Annotated in this window: 15 protein-coding genes; 12 read left to right on the forward strand and 3 right to left on the reverse strand. The window is 64.2% G+C overall.

The window, feature by feature from the left end; translation table 11 throughout:
• The first annotated feature begins 115 nt into the window (after positions 1-115).
• The 12 genes from AC0L2X_RS12930 (at position 116) to AC0L2X_RS12985 (ending at position 17,318) form a co-directional block, all read left to right on the forward strand.
• Positions 116-1,900 carry a stimulus-sensing domain-containing protein gene (locus AC0L2X_RS12930; protein WP_473599872.1) on the forward strand — a complete coding sequence of 595 codons (1,785 nt, stop codon included), beginning with the start codon at positions 116-118 and terminating at the stop codon, positions 1,898-1,900.
• Between the two features lie 31 nt (positions 1,901-1,931).
• Positions 1,932-2,378 carry an HPr kinase/phosphorylase gene (locus tag AC0L2X_RS12935; protein ID WP_473557107.1) on the forward strand — a complete coding sequence of 149 codons (447 nt, stop codon included), beginning with the start codon at positions 1,932-1,934 and terminating at the stop codon, positions 2,376-2,378.
• 164 nt (positions 2,379-2,542) lie between these two features.
• Positions 2,543-2,944, forward strand: coding sequence for a PTS sugar transporter subunit IIA (locus tag AC0L2X_RS12940; protein WP_254815942.1), 402 nt, complete (start codon positions 2,543-2,545; stop codon positions 2,942-2,944).
• Positions 2,941-3,237: an HPr family phosphocarrier protein gene (locus AC0L2X_RS12945; protein ID WP_023677551.1), complete on the forward strand. Its 297-nt coding sequence runs from the start codon at positions 2,941-2,943 to the stop codon at positions 3,235-3,237. The genes AC0L2X_RS12940 and AC0L2X_RS12945 overlap by 4 nt, the downstream gene beginning before the upstream one ends.
• Positions 3,238-3,393: 156 nt before the next feature.
• The gene (ahcY, locus tag AC0L2X_RS12950) at positions 3,394-4,794 is read left to right on the forward strand and encodes an adenosylhomocysteinase (RefSeq protein ID WP_023677552.1); all 1,401 of its coding nucleotides are present in this window, start codon (positions 3,394-3,396) and stop codon (positions 4,792-4,794) included.
• Positions 4,795-4,982: 188 nt separating this feature from the next.
• Positions 4,983-7,544 carry a sensor histidine kinase gene (locus AC0L2X_RS12955; protein WP_473599873.1) on the forward strand — a complete coding sequence of 854 codons (2,562 nt, stop codon included), beginning with the start codon at positions 4,983-4,985 and terminating at the stop codon, positions 7,542-7,544.
• 8 nt (positions 7,545-7,552) lie between these two features.
• Complete coding sequence (tsaE, locus tag AC0L2X_RS12960; RefSeq protein WP_473599874.1) at positions 7,553-9,064, forward strand: tRNA (adenosine(37)-N6)-threonylcarbamoyltransferase complex ATPase subunit type 1 TsaE; 1,512 nt, start codon at positions 7,553-7,555, stop codon at positions 9,062-9,064.
• 41 nt (positions 9,065-9,105) lie between these two features.
• On the forward strand, positions 9,106-9,864 hold the full coding sequence (locus tag AC0L2X_RS12965; protein ID WP_473599875.1) for a nucleotidyltransferase family protein: 759 nt from the start codon (positions 9,106-9,108) through the stop codon (positions 9,862-9,864).
• Positions 9,861-12,998 carry a double-strand break repair protein AddB gene (gene addB / locus AC0L2X_RS12970; RefSeq protein WP_473599876.1) on the forward strand — a complete coding sequence of 1,046 codons (3,138 nt, stop codon included), beginning with the start codon at positions 9,861-9,863 and terminating at the stop codon, positions 12,996-12,998. The genes AC0L2X_RS12965 and addB overlap by 4 nt, the downstream gene beginning before the upstream one ends.
• The gene (gene addA, locus AC0L2X_RS12975) at positions 12,995-16,507 is read left to right on the forward strand and encodes a double-strand break repair helicase AddA (protein WP_473599877.1); all 3,513 of its coding nucleotides are present in this window, start codon (positions 12,995-12,997) and stop codon (positions 16,505-16,507) included. Before addB ends, addA begins: the two co-directional genes overlap by 4 nt.
• A 73-nt stretch (positions 16,508-16,580) precedes the next feature.
• Positions 16,581-16,904, forward strand: coding sequence for a thioredoxin (gene trxA, locus AC0L2X_RS12980; RefSeq protein WP_023677558.1), 324 nt, complete (start codon positions 16,581-16,583; stop codon positions 16,902-16,904).
• 132 nt (positions 16,905-17,036) lie between these two features.
• Positions 17,037-17,318 carry a cupin domain-containing protein gene (locus AC0L2X_RS12985; protein ID WP_023718287.1) on the forward strand — a complete coding sequence of 94 codons (282 nt, stop codon included), beginning with the start codon at positions 17,037-17,039 and terminating at the stop codon, positions 17,316-17,318.
• A 48-nt stretch (positions 17,319-17,366) separates the two neighbouring features.
• Here the strand turns inward: AC0L2X_RS12985 and AC0L2X_RS12990 are convergent, their stop codons facing one another.
• The 3 genes from AC0L2X_RS12990 to accD are packed head-to-tail and all read right to left on the reverse strand — an operon-like array spanning position 17,367 to position 20,140.
• Positions 17,367-17,786, reverse strand: a complete 420-nt coding sequence (locus tag AC0L2X_RS12990; RefSeq protein WP_473599878.1) for a VOC family protein — start codon at positions 17,784-17,786, stop codon at positions 17,367-17,369.
• Between the two features lie 49 nt (positions 17,787-17,835).
• Entirely contained in the window at positions 17,836-19,161 is a 1,326-nt protein-coding gene (locus AC0L2X_RS12995; protein WP_473599879.1) for a bifunctional folylpolyglutamate synthase/dihydrofolate synthase, read from the reverse strand.
• Between the two features lie 55 nt (positions 19,162-19,216).
• Positions 19,217-20,140 (reverse strand): acetyl-CoA carboxylase, carboxyltransferase subunit beta, encoded by a 924-nt coding sequence (accD, locus tag AC0L2X_RS13000; RefSeq protein WP_352565672.1) that lies wholly within the window; start codon positions 20,138-20,140, stop codon positions 19,217-19,219.
• Positions 20,141-20,181 lie beyond the last annotated feature (41 nt).

A 20,181-nucleotide genomic window follows, 5' to 3' on the forward strand; every position in this document is an offset into this window, starting at 1 on the left:
TCGGTAGTCAGTTTGAATGGTGCGAACGGCCACTCAGCATCGTCGCGATCTCACCCAACCATTTCTCTATTCCCTACTGCCTACTCACTAATTACTAAGCGGGAGCTGCTATTCGATGGCAGTGCAAGTAGAGCGAGTGAGACGGTCGGGCGCCGCCAGGCGCCCGCCGCGGATTCTGCCCGCCTTCGTGTCGAAAATTACGGTGCCGATGCGCCGGTTTCTCGGCCATCACATCTTTTCCAGCCTGACGCGGCGCATCCTCTTTCTCAACCTTGCCGGCCTGGCCGTCCTGGTCACCGGCATTCTCTACCTCAACACCTTTCGCGACGGGCTGATCGACGCCCGTGTCGAAAGCCTGATGACGCAGGGCGAGATCATCGCCGGCGCGATCGCTGCCTCGGCGACGGTGGAGACCGATTCGATCAGCATCGATCCGGAGAAGCTGCTCGAGTTGCAGGCCGGCGAAAGTCTCGGCCCCGGCTCCGATCAGCTCGACAACCTCGATTTCCCGATCAATCCGGAGCGCGTGGCGCCGGTGCTCAGGCGGTTGATCTCGCCGACGCGCACACGTGCCCGCATTTACGACCGCGACGCCAACCTGCTGCTCGATTCCCGCCATCTCTATTCGCGCGGCCAGATCCTTCGCTACGACCTGCCGCCGGTCGAAGAGGAGCAGCCGGACCTTCTGGAGCGCATCCAGAAATTCGTCTTCGATTTCTTTCGCAACAAGCAGCTGCCGGTCTATCGCGAGCAGCCGGGTGGCAACGGTGCTGCGTTTCCGGAAGTGGTCAAGGCGCTTACCGGCAGTCCGTCGACGATCGTGCGGATCTCGGAGCAGGGCGAGCAGATCGTTTCCGTGGCGGTACCGATCCAGCGCTTCCGTGCCGTTCTCGGCGTGCTGATGCTGTCGACCGAAGGCGGCGACATCGACAAGATCGTTGCGGCCGAGCGCAAGGCGATCCTGCGCGTGTTCGGCATTGCCGCCTTGGTTACCGCCATCCTGTCGATGCTGCTGGCCTCCACCATAGCCAACCCGCTGCGCCGGCTTTCGGCGGCGGCGGTCAGGGTTCGCCGCGGCGTCAAGAACCGCGAGGAAATCCCCGACTTCTCCGACCGCCAGGACGAGATCGGCAATCTGTCGATCGCCGTGCGCGACATGACCAATGCGCTCTACGCCCGCATCGAGGCGATCGAAAGTTTTGCCGCGGACGTCTCGCACGAGTTGAAGAACCCGCTCACCTCGCTGCGCAGCGCGGTGGAGACATTGCCGCTGGCCAAGAACGACAATTCGCGTGGCCGGCTGATGGACATTATCCAGCACGATGTGAGACGGCTGGACCGCTTGATCACCGATATTTCCGATGCCTCCCGTCTCGACGCCGAGCTGGCGCGGGAAGACGCGGGACCCGTCGACCTCAAGAAGTTCATCACCGATCTGGTCGCCGTCTCGCGCGAGGCCACACGCAACAAGAAGGCGGTCGAGATCGAATTCAAGGTCGCCAAACTGCCGCAGGGCGTGAAAGGCTACTTCGTCGTCGGCCATGATCTGAGGATCGGCCAGGTGATCACCAACCTGATCGAGAATGCCCGCTCGTTCGTCCCCGAAGAACGTGGCCACATTACCATATCGCTGGCGCGCGCCGGCAAGTTCAACATCGTTACCATCGACGACAATGGACCCGGTATCCGGGCCGATAACATCGATCGCATTTTCGAGCGGTTCTATACCGATCGGCCGGCCGGCGAGGCGTTCGGCCAGAACTCGGGCCTGGGCCTGTCGATATCCAGGCAGATCGTTGAAGCCCATGGCGGCACGCTGAGCGCCGAGAACATCCCGGGCACCAAGCCTGGCGAGATCAAGGGCGCGCGCTTCGTGGTGACGCTGCCGGCCGAAGGCTGACCGATGAATTCCAATCACGCCTGGTCCTATTGTGCAGCCTGAAAACATTCACGGCACCGCGATTCTGATAGGTGACCGCGGCATTCTCATCACCGGACCGTCCGGCTTGGGCAAGACGACGCTGGCGCTCGCCTTGATCGATCATTGCAGCCAGCGCGGGCTGTTTTCCCGGCTGATCGGCGATGACCAGCTCTATGCCGCCGATCGCGAGGGGCGGCTGGTCTGCCGCGCACCAGCCAGCATCGCCGGCCTCGTCGAGGTGCCGGGATTCGGCCCCAAACCGATACGGTTCGAGCCAAGCTGCGTGATCGACCTCATTGTCCGGCTGGCGCCAGCCGGCAAAATGGCCCGCTTCCAGGAAGACTGCAGCGAGCTCGTTTTCGGCGTACCGGTGCCGCGCATCGATCTTGCCGGGCGCAATGTAGCGGCGGCTTTGCCGGCAGTCATGTCGCGCCTGTCGATTGCGCCTTTCCTGTGATCCGATTTCGATTTTTTGCTGCAATGCGTCAAATTGGCCTGGGCCGGCGCAATTTTGGGCTTGTCAACGGGCCTTGCGTCGACAAGATAGCGCTCCCGCCACCTGGAACGGTCGGCGAGCATAAAATGCGCCTGTGAAGCGGCCATGACGGGAGCCACCAAAGAATGATCGGACTCGTGCTTGTAACGCACGGTCAACTGGCCGCCGAGTTCCGCAATGCCGTGGAACATGTCGTTGGGCCACAAGACAATTTCGAGACCGTGGCGATCGGTGCCGACGACGATATGGAACAGCGCCGCCGCGACATTATCGACGCAGTCGGCCGCGTCGATACCGGATCAGGCGTCATCGTTTTGACCGACATGTTCGGCGGCACGCCCTCCAACCTCGCCATTTCAGTGATGGAATCCGGCCGTATCGAGGTCATTGCCGGCATGAACCTGCCGATGCTGATCAAGCTGTCCAGCGTTCGCAAAGGCGACAACATGACGGCCGCGCTGGATGAGGCGCAGGCTGCCGGCCGCAAATACATCAACGTCGCCAGTCAGCTCCTGAGCAGTAAATGAGTGCGCTGTTGCCGGAAAAGGACAAGATCGTTCGCGACTTTCCGATCGTCAACCAGCGCGGCCTGCATGCGCGCGCCTCGGCCAAGTTCGTTCAAATCGCCAGCGGCTTCAACGCCACGGTCCAGGTCGAGAAGGACGGCGTCAAGGTCGGCGGCACCTCGATCATGGGCCTGATGATGCTGGCGGCGAGCCCCGGTTATTCGATCCGCGTCACCGCCACCGGCCCGGAGGCCGAAGAGGTCATCGATGCGCTGGAGCAACTGGTTGCTTCCCGTTTCGGCGAGGAATGCTGACGTGTTGGTCGCCGCTGAAGACATGCACGGATAAAGATTTCTTTATATCCCATTGTCGTCCGACTCCCGATCTGCTAGTCAGGCCGGCAACTCGCGCCCTCCGGCACGCCTTCGGGGCGGGCGCGTCCCGCAATCAATTCGCATCGGAGTACTGCCATGACGGGTAGCAAGGACTATGTGGTCGCAGACATCGCGCTTGCCGGCTGGGGCCGCAAGGAGATCGAGATCGCCGAAACCGAAATGCCGGGCCTGATGGCCTGCCGCGAGGAATTCGGCGACAAGAAGCCGCTCAAGGGCGCGCGCATCACCGGCTCGCTGCACATGACCATCCAGACGGCGGTGCTGATCGAAACGCTTAAGGCGCTCGGCGCCGATATCCGCTGGGCTTCCTGCAACATCTTCTCGACCCAGGACCACGCTGCCGCGGCCATTGCCGAGGCCGGAATTCCGGTGTTTGCCGTCAAGGGCGAGACGCTGGAGGATTATTGGGTCTACACCGACAAGATCTTCCAATGGGCCGATGGCGGCACCTCCAACATGATCCTCGACGACGGTGGCGATGCCACCATGTACATCCTGATCGGCGCCCGCGCCGAGGCCGGCGAGGATGTGCTGTCCAATCCGGGCAGCGAAGAGGAAGAAATCCTGTTTGCCCAGATCAAGAAGCGCATGCAGGCATCGCCCGGCTTCTTCACCAAGCAGAAGGAAGCGATCCGCGGCGTCACCGAAGAGACGACGACCGGCGTCAACCGGCTCTATCAGTTGCAGAAAAAAGGCCTGCTGCCGTTCCCGGCGATCAACGTCAATGATTCCGTCACCAAGTCGAAATTCGACAACAAATATGGCTGCAAGGAATCGCTTGTCGACGGCATTCGCCGCGGCACCGACACGATGATGGCCGGCAAGGTCGCGGTCGTCTGCGGCTATGGCGACGTCGGCAAGGGCTCGTCGGCTTCGCTCAAGGGCGCCGGCGCCCGCGTCAAGGTCACCGAGGTCGATCCGATCTGCGCGCTGCAGGCGGCGATGGACGGTTTCGAGGTGGTCACGCTCGAAGACGCGGCGCCGACGGCCGACATCGTCATCACCACCACCGGCAACAAGGACGTCGTTACCCTCGACCATATGCGCCTGATGAAGGACATGGTGATCGTCGGCAACATCGGTCACTTCGACAACGAGATCCAGGTGGCCTCGCTGCGCAACCTGAAATGGACCAACATCAAGCCGCAGGTGGATATGATCACCTTCCCGGACGGCAAGCGGATGATCCTTTTGTCGGAAGGCCGTCTGCTCAACCTCGGCAACGCTACCGGCCACCCGAGCTTCGTCATGTCGGCGTCCTTCACCAACCAGGTGTTGGCCCAGATCGAGCTGTACACCAAGCCCGGCCAGTACGAAAACCAGGTCTATGTCCTGCCGAAGCATCTCGACGAAAAGGTCGCGCGCCTGCATCTCGACAAGCTCGGAGCCCGCCTGACCGAACTGTCCGGCGAACAGGCCGCCTATATCGGCGTCACTCCGCAGGGACCGTTCAAGCCGGAACACTACCGCTATTAACCACGGCGAAACTTGCCACTAGATATTGAAGCCGGGCGATTGACTTTTCGCCCGGCTTTATTTTTGCGCTGATTGATTCTTCACGCCGATTCGCGCAAGCGCTATGGTGCTGATTCGCGGTCCGGGGACGAGGCCCGGGCGCACGCATCAGGGCGGTCTTGCATTCAGGCGGCGAAGAGGACCAAGACATGCCGGGGGATAACCCGCCTTGCGCGGGACAGGCCGTTTCCGGCGGCCATATCGATTCGATCACGGGCTCCGCTGCCAGAGGCGGCAGCCTTTTATGGCGTGCCGGCAGCCGTGTCGGGGTGCTGCTTGCGTCTTCCGCGCTGGTTGGTCCGCTGCTTGGCTTTACTGCACATGCCCAAACCCGCGTGGCGCAAAAGGCCGGGCTGTCGGTCAGCACGGTCGAGGTCATGCAACTCGCCATGTTCGTCGGCGTCATGGGGGCGGCCTTGCTGTCGGCCATCTTTCTGATCCGCGAAAGGGCGCGCACCTCGGCGGAAAATGCCGAGCTCAGGACCCGCATCGCCGACGTCAATGCAGCGCTGCAGCGCTCGGAGGCGCTGCTCCATTCCCGCGATCAGCGCGTGGTGGTATGGGCGGCCGAGAACAAGAAACCCGAGCTTGTCGGGACATTGCCGATCGAAAGCGGCGCGCCGGAGGACCGGGCCGCCTTCCTGGCTTTCGGCCGCTGGCTGATGCCGCGTTCGGCGGCCGCACTCGAACATGCCGTCGCGGCGCTGCGCGACAAGGCAAAGCCGTTCGATCTGGTCATCGAATCGCAGGCAGGCCAGCCGCTCGAGGTTCACGGCCGCAAGAGTGCGGCGCATGTGCTGGTTCGCTTCGTCTCGCTTTCGGAGACACAGCGAAGCCAGGCCAGGCTGAAGATCGAGAACCAGCGCTTAGCCGCCGACCATGAGACGCTGATCGGGCTTCTGGATGCGCTCAAGATGCCGTCATGGCTGCGTACCGTCGACGGGCGGCTGAAATGGGTCAACCGGGCCTATGCCGAAGCGGTCGAGGCCGAGAATGCCGAAGCGGCGGTCCGTGACGACAAGGAATTCCTCGGCGGCCAGGCGCGCGACACGATCGCTGCGCAACACAAGTCGCGCCCGGTCTTCGAACAGACGCTTTCCACGGTCATCGAAGGCGACCGCCGTATGTTTGCCGTGACCGATTTTGCCGGGGCGGATGGTTCGGCTGGTCTTGCCTGCGACATCAGCGCCATCGAGGCCATTCGCGGCGAGTATGAGCGGACCGTGCAGAGCCATGCCGATACGCTCGATCAGCTCAACACCGCCGTGGCGATCTTCGATACCGACGAGAAATTGCGGTTTTTCAATCAGGCGTTCCAGAAACTGTGGGGTCTCGACAGCGGCTTCCTGCACAGCGCGCCGGATAACGCCTTGGTGCTCGACCGCCTGCGCAGCGAAGGCAAGATCGCCGAGCAGCCCGAATGGCGGCGCTGGAAAGAGGGTTTGCTCGGCGCTTACCGCGCGGTTGAATCGCAGGAGCATTGGTGGCATCTGCCGGACGGCAAGACCATTCGCGTCGTCGCCAATCCGCAGCCCAAGGGCGGCGTCACCTGGGTGTTCGAGAACCTGACCGAGAAGATGGACCTTGAAAGCCGCTACCAGACCGCCGTGCGGGTCCAGGGCGAGACGCTCGACAACCTCGCCGAAGGCGTCGCTGTCTTCGGCCCCGACGGCAGGCTGAGATTGTCGAACCCGGCCTTTGCGGCATTGTGGGGGCTGGATGCCGATGCCTCAAAACCCAACGTTCATGTCTCGACGATCCGCGACCTGTGCGACCGCCGTGCCGTCGACAGTCCGTGGGGTGGGTTCGTTGCCGCCATCACCGGCTTCGACGACGAGCGCCGCGACCGCCACGGCCAGACCGAATTGAACAACGGCACCGTTTTGCGCTACGCCGTCATCCCTTTGCCCAACGGCCAGGTGATGATGACCTTCGTCGACGTTACCGACAGCGTCAATGTCGAACGGGCGCTGAAGGACAAGAATGAGGCGCTGCAAAAGTCCGACCAGATCAAGAACGAATTCGTGCAGCACGTCTCCTATGAGCTGCGCTCGCCGCTCACCAACATCATCGGCTTTACCGAGCTTCTTTCACTGCCGTCGACCGGTCCGCTGAACCAGAAGCAACGCGAATATATCGGGCATGTCGGCTCGTCCTCCTCGGTCCTGCTCACCATCGTCAACGACATCCTCGATCTGGCGACGGTGGATGCCGGCATCATGGAACTCGACATTTCCGAAGTTCACATCGACCGAACCATTACGGCCGCCGCCGAACTGGTCGCCGACCGGCTGGAGGAACATGCGATCAAGCTTAGGATCGACGCGGCGGCCGCACCGAAGACCTTCCACGGCGACGAGATCCGCGTCCGCCAGATCCTCTACAATCTGCTCAGCAATGCCGCCAATTACGCGCCGGAGGCGAGCACCATAACGCTCGCCTGCCGCCAACTTGCCGACGGCGTGGAATTTTCCGTTCACGATGACGGTCCCGGCATGCCGCCGGACCTGCTTGACTCCGTGTTCCGGCGCTTCGAGCCGCGCACCAATGGCGGCCGCCGCCGTGGCGCCGGGCTCGGCCTGTCGATCGTCAAGAGCTTTGTCGAACTGCATGGCGGCAGTGTCCGCATCGAGACCGGCAGGGATAAGGGCACCACGGTTGTTTGCGCCTTTCCCGACACGCCTTCCGGCATCCGCGCCGCGGCCGAGTAGCGCGTTCGATGGCGGTATTGGTGCTTGAGCGTTTTCTCTCCGACGAGGCTGCGACGGCAAGGCTAGGCGAGGATCTCGCCATGTCGCTGCGCGTTGGCGACGTGCTCGCTCTCAAGGGCGATCTCGGCGCCGGCAAATCGAGCTTGGCACGGGCGCTGATCAGGGCACTGGCCGACGATGCCGGCCTCGACGTGCCGAGCCCGACCTTCACGCTGGTCCAGAGCTACGACACGCGTGTGCCGGTCCATCATTTCGATCTTTACCGCTTGGGCACGGCATCCGAGCTGGACGAGCTGGGCTTCGACGAGGCGCTGACGCAAGGGGCTGCGCTGGTCGAATGGCCGGAGCGGGCAGAGGCATATTTGCCGAAAACCTCGGTGCTGGTCGAACTTCTCCAGCAGGGCGACGGCCGACTGGCAAGACTGTCGGGAGAGGGCGCCGCCTTCGAGCGCGCGGCGCGATCGCTGGCGATGCGCGATTTTCTCGGCCAGGCCGGTTGGGGCGAAGCGCAGCGACGATATTTCATTGGTGATGCCTCGGCCCGCTCCTACGAGATCGTCACGCTCGCCGGCTTTCCGCCGCGCGTGCTGATGAACTCGCCAAGGCTGGTGCTCGGACCAGCAGTCCGCGACGGCAAACCCTATGCCGAGATCGCCCACACCGCGCAATCCGTTTCGGCGTTCGTCGCCATCGACCCGGCCTTGCGGGCCGGCGGCGTCAGCGTCCCGGAAATCCATGCCCAGGACCTCGACCAGGGTTTTCTCCTGCTGGAACATCTCGGTTCCCAAGGGTTTCTGGACAAGCGCGGCCAACCGGTGGCCGAGCGTTATGCTGCGGCGGCCGAACTGCTTGCCATGATGCACGGCAAAACATGGCCGGCCCGCATGCCGGCCGGCCCCGGCGTCTTCCACGAGGTGCCGCCTTTCGACCGCGACGCCATGATGATCGAGGCCGAATTGCTGGTCGACTGGTATGTCCCGGCGATATCAGGCGCTCCGCCAAGCGAGGCGTTGCGCGCCGGTTACCGCAGCGAATGGAATGCGGTGCTCGATCGGCTTGAGGGGCGCGAATACACGCTGATGCTGCGCGACTTCCATTCGCCCAACCTGATCTGGCGCGGTGACCGTTCCGGTCACGACCGCCTCGGCGTCGTCGATGTCCAGGATGCGCTGATCGGGCCGTCCGCCTACGACGTCGCCTCGCTCGCCATGGACGCGCGCGTCACCATTTCACCCGAAATCGAAAGGCACACGCTCGCCGCCTATATCGCCGCGCGACGCGCTGCCGGCGTTTTCGACGAAGACGAATTCCGCGAAACCTATGCAATCATGGCCGCACAGCGCAATTCCAAGATCCTCGGCATTTTCGTGCGGCTCGAAAAACGTGACGGCAAGCCTTATTATCTGAAGCATCTGCCGCGTATCCGCGACTATCTTCGCCGGGCACTGGCGCATCCGGCGCTGGCCGGGCTACAGGATTTCTACATCGCCCACGGCTTGCTGGAGGAACGCTCGATTTGACGGCTAAGGATTTGGGCCTGGAGGCATCGGACGAGGGACCGATGCCGACGACCGCCATGGTGCTCGCCGCCGGGCTCGGCAAGCGCATGCGGCCGATCACCGACACCATGCCGAAGCCGCTGGTCAAGATCGCCGGCAAGACATTGCTCGACTGGGGGCTGGACTGCCTGGCCGAAGCCGGCGTCGCCAAGGCCGTCGTCAACGTCCATTACCTGCCGCAACAGATCGTGGACCATGTAGCCCGCCGCAGTGCGCCGAGAATTGTCATCTCGGATGAGAGTGGGGGCTTGCTCGACTCTGCCGGCGGTATCGTCAAGGCCTTGCCCAGTTTAGGGGCGCCCTTCTATGTGCTCAACGCCGACACCTTCTGGATCGACAGCGGCGTTTCCAATCTCAGGCGTCTTGCTCTTGCATGGGAGGGCGCGACAATGGACATTCTGCTGATGCTTGCGGATCTCCAGTCGGCAACCGGACATAGCGGCGGCACCGATTTCCTAAAGGCGCCGGACGGCGCCTTGCGGCGTGCGAACAACGATCCGGCCGGCCTGATCTATGCCGGCGCCGCAATCGTTCATCCGCGCATCTTCAAAGATGCGCCGACCGGGCCGCTGTCGCTCAACGCCTATTTCGATGCGGCAATCGCCGCCGGCCGCCTGTTCGGCATGACGATGCGTGGCCACTGGATCACTGTCGGCACACCTGACGCGATCCCGCGGGCGGAAGCAGCGGTCGCCGCTGCGCTTGCCGGCACGCCCGATGCTCTTGCTGAGGCACCCGGCGCTCTTACCGAGTCGAAATGAGCGGCTCCCGCCGCGTTTTCTCGATCCCGCCCGGAGCGCCGTTCCTGCCGACGCTGGCCGAGGCGCTGCTTGCAGGGCGCCTGGTTCCCGGCTTTGCCTATGACGGCGATCCGCTGGTGCTGGCCGATCTCACCATCTATGTGCCGACGCGCCGTGCGGCGCGGGCGCTTCGCGGCGTCTTCGTCGATGCTCTCTCGCGCTCGGGAAGCCGTTCGGCGATCCTGCCGGTCATCCGCCCGCTTGGCGAGTTCGATGAAGATGAAGCCGCCTTCGATGCGGGAGCTTCGGCCGCCATCGACCTTGCGCCGCCGATCGCCGCGGCAGAGCGCCTGCTGCTGCTTGCGCCGCTGGTGCGGGCGTGGAAACGCCGCCTGCCGGCACATGTCGCGGCATTGTTCGACGAGGAGATCGTCATCCCGGCCTCGGCCGCCGACGCCATCTGGCTGGCGCGCGACCTGGCGCGCCTGATGGACGAGATCGAGACCGAGGGCACGGACTGGGCGAGGCTCGCCGACCTTGTGACCGGCAACCTGGCGGGCTGGTGGCAGGTGACGCTCGATTTCCTGACCATCGTCACCGAGAACTGGCCGAAGCTGATCGAGGAACGCCATCGCTCCAATCCGGCCGCGCATCGCAATGCCCTGATAAGGCTGGAGGCGGCGCGGCTGAAGCGTAATCCGCCGGCCGGACCGGTGATCGCCGCCGGTTCCACCGGTTCCATTCCCGCCACGGCCGAGCTGCTTGCCGTGATTGCCGGCCTGCCCAATGGCGCCGTTGTGCTGCCCGGCCTCGACCGGACGCTGGACGAGCCCTCCTTTGCCGCGATCAGTGCACTTGGTGCGCGCCCGGCCCTGCTTGGCCACCCGCAATACGGCCTGGCAAAGTTGATCGGCAAGATCGGCGTGCCGCGCGCCGAGGTCGAAGAGCTTGCTGCTGCGCCGCGGCCGCTTGCACTGCGCGCCGCACTCGTCGGCGAAGCGCTGCGCCCGGCGGAGACCACTGAGCTCTGGGCCGGGACGCGCGCCCGTTTCACCGCCGGCGATATTGCCGAGGCCTTCGCCGATGTGACGCTTCTCGAAGCCGCCAGCGAACGCGACGAAGCCGTGGCGATCGCCGTCGCCCTCAAACGGGCTGTCGAAAAGCCCGGCCAGCGCGCCGCACTTGTCACCGGCGACCGCGCTCTGGCGAGGCGCGTCTCGGTCGAGCTGTTGCGCTTCGACGTCGCCGCCGACGATTCCGGCGGCACGCCGCTCATCAACACACCAGCCGCCAGCCTGCTCAGGCTGGCGCTGCAGGCAGCCTTCCGCCCGGGCGACCCGGTCGCCCTGCTGTCGCTGCTCAAGCATCCCCTGCTTGGCCTCGGCCTGGAGCGGGCAAGCGTGCGCCATGCGGCCGAAATCGTCGAACTCGTGGCGCTGCGCGGCGGCACCGGGCGTCCGGACGTCGCGTCGCTGCCGCAGCTCTTCGATACCCGCCTTCTCGAATTCGACGACGGCGGCAATCGCCGCCCGCCTTTCTGGCGATCGCGGCTCTCGGTCAGGCGCATTGAACAGGCCCGCGACCTGCTGATCCGGCTAACGGAGGCGCTGGCGCCGCTGGTTGCTTTTCGCGGCGAGGAGAATGCCGATCTTGCAACGCTTGTGCGCGCCAGTGTCGGCGTGCTCGAAAGCCTCGGCCGCGCTGCTGACGGAGGCCTGAGCGAACTCTATGCCGGCGATGCCGGCGAAAAGCTCGCCGAGCTCTTGCGCGGGCTGGTCGCGGCCTCGGTGTCGTTCTCCTTCGCCGCTGACGAATGGCCTGACGTGATGGAGGCGCTGATCGCGCCCGAGACGGTCAAGCCGGCGCAGGGCACCGACAGGAACATCGCCATCTGGGGTGTGCTGGAAGCGCGGCTTCAGGACGTCGATACGCTGGTCGTCGGCGGGCTCAACGAAGGCGTGTGGCCGCGCAAGCCGGAGAGCGACCGCTTCATGTCGCGGCTGATGAAGACCGGCATCGATCTCGAGCCGCCGGAGCGGCGCATCGGCCTTGCCGCCCATGATTTCCAGATGGCCATGGGCGCCAAAAAAGTGGTGCTGGCTCGCTCCGCCCGCTCCGGCGACGCACCGTCGGTGCCCTCGCGGTGGCTGCAGCGTATCCTTACCTTCGTCGGCGAGGATCATGCCGCGGCACTTCGCCGGCGCGGCGATGAACTGCTTGCCTGGGCGCGTGCGCTCGATGCCGGCGAAAAGCAGGACTTTGCGCCCCGGCCGCAGCCGAAACCGCCGCTCACTGCCAGGCCGCACCACTTCTCGGTCACCGAGATCGAAACGCTACGTCGCGATCCCTATGCGGTCTATGCCAGAAGGATACTCGGCCTGATGCCGCTCGATCCGGTCATTCGCGATCCGGGCGCTGCCGAGCGCGGCACGCTGTTTCACGCTATTTTGCACCTGTTCTCAGCGAGGGTGGCCGACCCGCGCGCGCCGGAAGCGCTGGACGGGCTCATTGCCGCCGGCCGGTCCTGCTTTGCCGACGCGGCCCTGCCCGCCGATGTCGAGGCGGTGTGGTGGCCGCGCTTCGAAAAGCTTGCCGCTGGCATCATCGAATGGGAGCGCGGGCGGGCCGCAGCCGTGGCACGGCGGCACGCCGAGGAACGCGCCGAAAAGACCGGTGTCGGCCGATCCGGCGTGACCCTGTCCGGCTATGCCGATCGCATCGATCTGCTGGCCGGCGGCATGGCCGACATCCTCGACTACAAGACCGGCTCGTCGCCATCCAAAGCACAGGCGCACACGCTGCTCGCGCCGCAACTGGCGCTGGAGGGCGCGCTGCTGCGTCGCGGCGCCTTTGCGGACCTTGGCGCGTGCGAGCCGTCGCAACTGGCCTTCGTGCGGCTGAAGCCGAATGGCGAGGTGTTCGAGGAATCGATCCTCGAATACAACCGCAAGCAGCGAACCGCCGCCGATCTCGCCGAAGAAGCGTGGGCGCGGCTGGAAAAACTGCTGATCCACTACGCCGACCCGGCGACCGGCTATCTGTCGCGCGCGCTGCCGTTCCGCGAGGGCGAGACCGACGGCGACTATGACCATCTCGCCCGCGTGCTCGAATGGTCGGCCGGCGGCGATGCCGACGACGAGGGAGGGGAGGCATGAAAAAGGCCTACCCCATTCCAAGCGACACTGCCGCCAGTCAGGCAAGCGCGTCCGACCCGCATAATTCCGCCTGGGTGTCGGCCAATGCCGGATCGGGCAAGACTCATGTGCTCGCCCAGCGCGTCATCCGGCTTTTGCTGCGCGGCACTGATCCGTCCAAGATCCTGTGCCTGACCTATACGCGTGCCGCCGCCGCCAACATGTCGAACCGGGTGTTTTCGACCCTGTCGCAATGGACGGCCCTGGGCGATGCTGAGCTCTCGACACGGATAGAGGCGCTGGACGGCCGCCAGCCCGACCGCGAAACCATGCGCCGGGCGCGGCGGTTGTTTGCCGAGGCGCTGGAAACACCGGGCGGGCTGAAGATCCAGACCATCCACGCCTTCTGCGAATCGGTGCTGCATCAGTTCCCGCTGGAAGCCAATATCCCGGCGCATTTCGAAATGCTTGATCCGCAGATGGAGGCTTCGCTGTTCGCCGCTGCCCGCCGCGACATGATTCCGGGCGGCGTTGCAGGCGATGCGGCATTGGCCGAGGCCTTCGCCACCGTGCTGGAGCGCGGCGGCGAACATGGGCTCGACGCACTGCTGGCCGAGATCGTGCGCAAGCGCGATGGTTTGCGCGCCTTCATCGCCGCGGCCGGCGGCGATGGTTTTCAGGCGCTGTTCGACGAGTTTCAGTTTCGCGCCGGCCAGACCGCCGAAGGCATAGCTGCCTCCGTCTGGCCGCTGCCCGGCTTCCTGCCGGATTATCTCATCACCTTTTCACGGGCGGCCGAGGCCGCTGATGCGCGCATCGTGCTGAACAATCTCTTGCCCTACGCCAGTCTTGCCTTCGACGAGGAGCATCCGGTCCGCCGTCTGAATTGGCTCTCCAAGGCTTTCCTGAGGGCCGACGGCGAGCCTTATGATCCGGCAAAGACGTTCAAGAAGGCATTGCTTGACCGGCTGCCCGATCTTGCCGATCGCTATCTGGCGGCGGTCGACGCCATTCTCGAAATCTCCGACCGGCTGGCCTTGTTCAGGATGCTGGAAGGCACGCGTGCCGCGCTGACCATCGCCGACTGGCTGATCGCCCGCTACGAGCAATTGAAGCGGGCCCGCGGCTTCCTCGACTTCAACGACCTGATCACCCGCACGGTCAATCTACTGGCGCGGCCCGACGCCGGCCCATGGGTGCAATACAAGCTCGACCAGGGCATCGACCACATCCTGCTCGACGAGGCGCAGGACACCAGTCCCGACCAGTGGGAGGTGGTCAAGCGGCTGGCGGAGGAGTTCTTTGCCGGGCTCGGCGCACGCGACGCCGTCCACCGCACCATCTTTGCTGTCGGCGACGAAAAGCAGTCGATCTATTCCTTCCAGGGAGCCGCCCCGGATTCCTTTGCCGACAGCCGGCTTTTGTTTGCCGGCAAAGTTAGATCCGCCGCCGCCGCCTTCGCCGATCTCAAGCTGACCTGGTCGTTCCGGTCGACCGAAGATGTTCTTGCCGCGGTGGATCGTGTCTTTGCCGACCCGAACGTGCGGCGCGGCATCAGTCACGATCCCGATCCGCTCGACCACAAGGCGATCCGCAACGATGCGCCGGGTTATGTCGAGGTCTGGCCGTCGATCGGCGCCGACGTCGTCGACGAACCGGACGATTGGACGCAAGCGGTCGACCATGCTCACGCGCCGGCAGTCCGCGTCGCTGAAAACGTCGCAGCGACCATTGCCGGCTGGATCGGCGGCGGCGAGGTGATCGAAGGGCGTGGCAAGAAACTCCAGCCCGGCGACGTGCTGGTGCTGGTGCGCAAGCGCGACCGCTTCGTCCATGCGCTGACGCGGGCGCTGAAGCGCCGCGACATTCCGGTGGCCGGCGCCGACCGGCTCAGCCTGCCCGGCCACATCGCGGTGAAGGACCTGATCGCACTCGGCCATTTTCTCATCCAGCCCGAGGACGATCTGTCGCTGGCCGCCGTGCTGCGCAGCCCGATCTTCGATGTCTCGGAAGAGCAGCTTTTCGCGCTTGCTGCCGAGAGGCCGTCGGGCGTCTCGCTGATCGCCTCGCTGCGCCGGCATGCCGGCGAAAGCGAGGCGTTGGACGCCGTCGTCAGCCGGCTCGACACATGGTCGAACGAGGCCGCATTCAAACCGGTATTCGAATTCTATGCCGCGGCCCTCGCCCGCGACGGTCTGCGCAAGAAGATGATCGCGCGGCTCGGGCCGGAGGCCGGCGACATCCTCGACGAATTCCTGAATTTCTGCCTGGCCGAGGAGCGGACCGGCCTGCCGGGGCTGGAATCCTTTCTGTCGACGCTGGAAAACGCCGGCCCCGAGATCAAGCGCGAGATGGACCAGACCCGCGACGAGGTTCGCGTCATGACCGTGCATGCCGCCAAAGGCCTGGAAGCGCCGGTGGTATTCCTTGTCGATGGCGGCTCCGCGCCGTTCAGCGACCAGCACCTGCCGAGATTGATGCCGTTCGAAGGCTCGGGCGACTGCTGGGAGGGCAAGGGCTATCTCTGGCGCTCGGCCAGCGATGTCGCCAATGGATTTTCACGCGCCGCATCGGCCCGCGCTCGCGAACTCGCTGACGATGAATATCGCCGGCTGCTCTATGTCGGCATGACCCGCGCCGAGGATCGGCTGATCATCTGCGGCTACCATGGCAAACGGGCGCCGAATACCGGCACCTGGCATTCGATCGTCAGCCGAGCACTGGTCGGTGCCGCGGAGAGCGAAGAACGCCGGCATCCCGCCACTGGCGAGACCGTGCATCGTTTTCAGGTGACGAAGCTGCCGCCGATGCCGCAGGCGTCAGTGGATGAGGCACGACAGGCGGAACGCTTTGCGCCATTGCCGGAGACCCTGTTCCAGCCTCTGCCGCCCTTCGAGGAATTGCCGCGGCCGCTGTCGCCGTCCGGCGCCTCGGTGCTGATCGACGAGGCGCGGCAAGCGGTGGCCGACACGCGTTCGCCGGTGCTGGATACCGACGCCGAGCCCGGCTTTGCCGTCATACGCGGGCTGGCGCTGCACAAATTGCTGCAGATGCTGCCCGGCATCGCCGAGGGCGAACGCCGGGATGCCGCCGAACGCTATCTGGCAAGAGCCGGCGCGGCATGGCCCGACGACGAGCGCGACAAGGCCTTGGCTGGCGTTTTCAGAATTCTTGCCGACAGCCGCTTTGCGCCGCTGTTTGCGCCAAATTCGCGCGCTGAAGTCGCCGTCATGGGCAGCCTGGAGGTGAGAGGCAAACTGCGCTCGATTTCCGGCAAGATCGACCGGCTGGCAGTAACGCCGGACAAGGTTTCGATCGTCGACTACAAGACCAATCGGCCAGCGCCGGCTACGCTCGCCGAAGTGCCACAAGCCTATGTTCTGCAGCTCGGACTCTATCGCGCGCTGCTTCAGCCGCTCTATCAGGGACGCGAGGTCTCGGCGGCGCTGCTGTTTACCGAGGCGCCGCGGCTGATCGAGCTGCCGGCAGGGGCCATGGACGACGCGCTTGCTAGACTCACGGGAGCGTGACACAACACTTGCTTGAACACGGACGCGATCACCACCACATTTGGTGCGACGAACAAATCGAAAGGATTTCAGCATGGCCACCGTCAAGGTCGACAAGAGCAATTTCCAGGCCGACGTGCTCAACGCCAAGGAGCCGGTAGTGGTCGATTTCTGGGCGGAATGGTGCGGCCCGTGCAAGATGATCGCCCCGGCGCTCGAGGACATCGCCATCGAACTCGGCAGCAAGATAAAGATCGCCAAGCTCAACATCGACGAAAATCCTGAGCTGGCCGCGCAGTTCGGCGTGCGCTCGATCCCGACGCTGATGATCTTCAAGGGCGGCGAAGTCGCCGACATGAAGGTCGGTGCTGCGCCGAAAACGGCATTGTCGCACTGGATCAACGGCAGCCTCGCCTGATCCGATCAAAATTTTGCAGAAAAGCCCGGCCTCGCGCCGGGCTTTCTTTTGCTGGCGTCATTGGTGGGCCGCTCTGGCACTCGCGGCTTGCCGCCCCGTATTCTTCTCTTCTGAACACAAAGGAGAAGCGATATGACCGGATCCGCCAAGGCCACCGTCTTCATCGACAATGAGCGCGTCATCGTCACCGAATACCGCTTCGCCCCGGGCGACAACACCGGCTGGCACCGCCATGGCCACGACTATGTGATCGTGCCGTTGACCGACGGCAAGGTGAAGCTCCTGACCAAGGATGGGGAATCCTTCGCCGAAATGAAGAAGGGCGCGCCGTATTTCCGCAACGAAGGCGTCGAACATGACGTCATCAGCGCAAACGATGGCGAATTCGCCTTCATCGAGGTCGAGTTGAAATAGTCCACCAACCATCGGCTGCGCCGCTACAATTGTCCGGCGAGGCGCTATTCACCAATCCGCGATACGATCGCCGCCGACGAATTGGGCGCTTTTCTCAGTGTATTCGAACAGTTCTATCTTCACGCCATTGGGGTCGCGGATCCAAGCCTGGTAGGTGTCATCGCACGCGCGTTTCTTTGAGGTGATATCAACCTCCTTTGACCTCAGATGGGCGATCGCGGCGTCGATGTTTTCCACTTCGAGGCAGAAGTGGTTGATCTGGTTCAAGTCGCTATAGCTTGCGTCGTCTTTCTGGAACACCTCGACATGGCTACGGCTGCCGCAATTGAGGTAGAAGCCGAAAATCTTCCCGTCGCGCAGGAAATTGAACTGGGTGTCCATGCCGAGGACGTCCCGATAGAAGCTTCGCGTGGTCTCCAGGTCATTCGCAAAAATGCAAATGTGAGCGAGCTGCTTTACCTTGATCATGATTGGCTCCTCGCGGTGGTCCGGTAAGCTTGTCCGGGTGAAGCACGCCTCAAACCGGCGGCGTGCCGTTTTCGGCCAATACCGCACCGGCCAGGTAAAGCGATCCGCCAATCAGGATGCGTGGCGGCGGTCCGTCCCATGTGTCGCGCAGCAGCATCAGCGCATTGGCGACGGAACTGACCGGTTCGGCCGACAGACCGGCCTCGATAGCGCGCGTCGCCAGCTCGTCGTTCGGCACGCCCGCGTCGCTCAGGCTCACCGGCACGGTGTAGACATGCCGGACCAGCCCTTTGAAGGCGCGGAAATAGCCGCTCTGGTCCTTGGTGTTGATCATGCCCGAGATCAGGAACAGGGGCCGCGGGTTCTTTTCCTCCTGCTCGGCCAGCGCCTCGGCGACGACCACGCCGGCGCCGGGATTATGGCCGCCGTCGAGCCAGATGTCGGCGCCCTTCGGCGCCAGTTCGCTCAGCCGGCCTTGCGGCAGCTTTTGCATGCGGCCCGGCCAGGCGACATTCGTCATCGCCTTCTCGGCGGCTCGGTGGCTGATCTCGAAGCCCGCCGCCTTGACCGCCGCGATCGCCGCCGCCGCATTGGCGAATTGATGGCGCCCCGGCAGGCGCGGCGGCGGCAGGTCCATCAACCCATCTTCGTCCTGATAGACCATGCGGCCGTTTTCCTCATAGGCAAGGAAATCCTGGCCATAGACGAAGGCGGGGCAGTCGAGCCGCTCGGCGGTTTCGATGAGCACCTGCTGCGCCGTCTCGCTTTCCTGCGCGCCGATGACGACCGGGCATCCGCGCTTGATGATGCCGGCCTTTTCGGCGGCAATCAGCTCGACGCGGTCGCCGAGATAGGCTTCGTGGTCGAGCGACACCGGCATGATCACCGACACGGCCGGCGCGGCGATGACATTGGTGGCGTCGAAGCGGCCGCCAAGGCCGACCTCGAGGATGACGGCATCGGCCGGATGTTCGGAAAACAGCAGGAAGGTGACGGCGGTGAGGATTTCGAAGACGGTGATCTTCTGACCTTGATTGGCTTTGGCGACGCGGGCGATGGCTTCGGCGAAGACCTTGTCGTCCACCAGCCTGCCGCCGCCATCGGCGGCCAGCCGGTAGCGCTCGTGCCAGTTCACCAGATGTGGCGAGGTATGGACGTGGACGCGGTAGCCGGCGGCTTCGAGCAGCGCCCGTGAAAAGGCGGCACAGGAGCCCTTGCCGTTGGTGCCGGCGATGTGGATGACCGGCGGCAGCTGGTCCTGCGGATTGCCGAGGCGTTCGAGCAGCCGCGAAATGCGGTCGAGCGAAAGGTCGAAGCCCTTCGGGTGAAGCGCCATCAGGCTTTCGATTTCGCGGTCGGCGGCAAGCGTGGTCATGGCGAATCCTAGGCGCGCCACGGACGGCGCGCAATCGCAGTTCGTGGCGAATACGTCAGGCGTGCGGCCGGGCTTCGGCCGGAATCACCGACGGTGGCAGGATCTCCGGCTGCGGTTTTTGCTCTTCCGGCAGCTTGAGCAGCATTCTCAGCAGCCGCGCAATCGTCTGGCGCATTTCCAGCCGTGACACCACCATGTCGACCATGCCGTGTTCCATCAGATATTCGGCGCGCTGGAAGCCGTCGGGCAGCTTTTCGCGGATGGTCTGCTCGATGACGCGCGGGCCGGCAAAGCCGATCAGGGCGCCGGGCTCAGCAATATGCACGTCACCCAGCATGGCGTAGGAGGCGGTGACGCCGCCGGTCGTCGGGTTGGTCAGGACGACGATGTAGGGCAGGCCGGCTTCCTTCAGCCTGTCGACGCCGACCGTGGTCCGCGGCAACTGCATCAGCGACAGGATGCCTTCCTGCATACGGGCACCGCCGGAGGCCGCAAACAGGATCAGCGGCCGCTTGCGCTGCAAGGCGACCTCGAAACCATGCACGATGGCGTCACCGGCCGCCATGCCGAGCGAGCCGCCCATGAAGGCAAAATCCTGCACCGTCACCACCACCGGCAGTCCTTCGACCGTGCCCAGCGCATTGATGATGGCGTCTTCCATGCCGGTCTTGGCCTTGGCATCCTTCAGCCGGTCGACGTAGCGCTTCTCGTCGCGGAACTTGAGCGGATCCTGAACGACCTTGGGGTTTTCCAACGTCTCGTATTTGCCGTCGTCGAGGAAGAATTTCAGCCGTTCCTTGGCCGATATCTTCATGTGGTGGCCGGAGGACGGGATGACGAACTGGTTCTGCTCCAGATCCTTGTGGAACACCATTTCGCCGGTCTCGGGATCCTTGATCCACAGGTTTTCCGGCATGTCGGTGCGGCGGCCGAGCATCGAATTGATCTTCGGGCGGACGTAATTGGTGATCCAGTTCATCGCTTCGGCTCCTGTCCTTACGAAGAGTTAGACCATGATCC

It is taken from the genome of Mesorhizobium sp. WSM4828, assembly GCF_055811175.1.